The following is a 1,938-nucleotide window of genomic DNA, read 5'->3' as shown; positions in this document are numbered from 1 at the left end:
TGGAATCTTGGTACACCAGGAAGAACTGGCTGCCGTTGGTGTTCGGCCCGGAGTTGGCCATCGCCAGCGTGCCGCGCGGGTAGACCACGGGTTCGGCCAGTGCGGGGTCGCCGGGCTGGTACTGGGCGGTGGGGTATTCGTTGGCGAACTCATATCCCGGCCCGCCGGTGCCGTCGCCGGTCGGGTCGCCGCACTGCAGCACATGCAGCTCCGGCGCGGTGGTCAGCCGGTGGCATCCGGTGTTGTCGAAGAAGCCCTTGCTCGCCAGGCTGACGAAGCTGTTGACCGTGCACGGCGACTCGGCGTTGTCGAGCATCAGGCCGATCGGCCCCTGATCGGTCATCATGCTAACGCTGACCTGCGCCGGATCGGTCGGCACCTTGCCCGGGTGCGGCGGCTCCACCTGTTTGGCCGCCGGTTGCGCCGATTGCGGGTACTCGCATTTGGCACCTACCGTGGGCGACGGGGTGAACTTCGGCAGTTGCATGGCACCGGTATCCGGGGAGCCGGGCGCATCGGCCTGCGTCGTCGTCTTCTCGGCTGAGCCGTGCTTCATCCGGATCACCGTCGTCGTCACGGCGCCCAGTACGAGCACTACCGCGGCGATCGCACCGGCGATGGCGAGAATCCGGTTGCGCCGGGCTCGCTTGGCGCGGCGTTGCAGCTGTTGCTCCAGTTTGCGCTTGGCGGTTTCGCGTCGTTGTTCGTTGGTCGGCACGGACAAAGTGTGCCAGCCCGGGCCGCATCACCGCCGCACGGGTTCGGGATGGGAAACTGGCGGACGTGTTGGTCACCGGATTTCCCGCCGGGATGCTGGCGTGTAACTGCTACGTGGTCGCCCGCCGGCCCGGCGCCGACGCCGTCGTCGTCGACCCCGGCCAGCGCGCGTTCGCGCCGCTGCGCCGCATCCTCGACCAGCACCGGCTGACCCCGGCCGCGGTGCTGCTCACCCACGGCCACATCGACCACATCTGGTCGGCGCAGAAGGTGTCCGACACCTACGGCTGCCCGGCCTACATTCATCCCGCGGACCGGTTCATGCTCACCGACCCGATCCGGGGCTTCGGGCCGCGGCTGGGCCAGTTGCTGGCGAGCGCTTTCTTCACCGAGCCCAGGCAGGTGGTCGAGTTGGACCGCGACGGCGCCCGGGTCGAACTCGGCGGCATCAGCGTGGTGGCCGACCACACACCCGGGCACACCCGCGGCTCGGTGACCTTCCGCGTCCGGGACGGCTCAGACGGCCCGCGGGATCTGTTGTTCAGCGGGGACACCCTGTTTGCCGGCTCGGTGGGCCGCACCGACCTGCCCGGCGGCAGCGGACGCGATCTGCTGGGCTCCATCGTCGACAAGCTGCTGGCGCTTGACGACGACACCGTGGTGCTGCCCGGGCATGGCCCGAAGACCACCATCGGCGCCGAGCGTCGCCACAACCCGTTCCTGCAGGGGCTGAGCGCGTGACCCCCTTCGCCGCGCCCAAGGGGGTGCCGGACTACCTGCCGCCGTCCTCGGCGGCCTTCGTCGCGGTGCGCGACGGGTTGCTCGCCGCCGCCCGCCGCGCCGGCTACAGTGACGTCGAACTGCCCGTCTTCGAGGACACCGCACTGTTCGCGCGTGGGGTGGGCGAGTCCAGCGATGTGGTCGCCAAGGAGATGTACACCTTCGCCGACCGCGGGGACCGGTCGGTGACACTTCGCCCGGAAGGCACCGCGCCGGTGGTGCGTGCGGTGATCGAGCACGGGCTGGACCGCGGCGGGCTGCCGGTCAAGCTGTGCTACGCCGGGCCGTTCTTCCGCTACGAGCGCCCCCAGGCCGGCCGCTACCGACAGCTGCAGCAGGTCGGGGTGGAGGCGATCGGTGTCGACGATCCCGCGCTGGACGCGGAGGTGATCGCGGTCGCCGACGCCGGCTTCCGGTCGCTGGGCCTGACCGGCTTCCGGC

General features: G+C 70.4%; 3 protein-coding genes. 2 read left to right on the top strand and 1 reads right to left on the bottom strand.

Annotated features, from left to right (window positions below):
* Positions 1 to 718, bottom strand: a 718-nt coding sequence (locus AC2VON_RS05700) for a peptidylprolyl isomerase (protein ID WP_486952066.1), incomplete at its 3' end; no start/stop codon positions are given.
* 65 nt (positions 719 to 783) lie between these two features.
* Here AC2VON_RS05700 and AC2VON_RS05695 point away from each other — a divergent pair.
* Together AC2VON_RS05695 and AC2VON_RS05690 are read left to right on the top strand one after the other, a co-directional pair.
* Positions 784 to 1,458 (top strand): MBL fold metallo-hydrolase, encoded by a 675-nt coding sequence (locus tag AC2VON_RS05695; protein ID WP_486952065.1) that lies wholly within the window; start codon positions 784 to 786, stop codon positions 1,456 to 1,458.
* A partial coding sequence (locus tag AC2VON_RS05690) for an ATP phosphoribosyltransferase regulatory subunit (protein WP_486952064.1) occupies positions 1,455 to 1,938 on the top strand: 484 nt, incomplete at its 3' end. The genes AC2VON_RS05695 and AC2VON_RS05690, both read left to right, overlap by 4 nt.

The sequence above is a fragment of the Mycobacterium sp. TH-M82 genome, assembly GCF_057473605.1.
The sequence above is the reverse complement of the archived record's forward strand: the minus strand, read 5'-3'. Positions and strand labels throughout refer to the sequence as shown.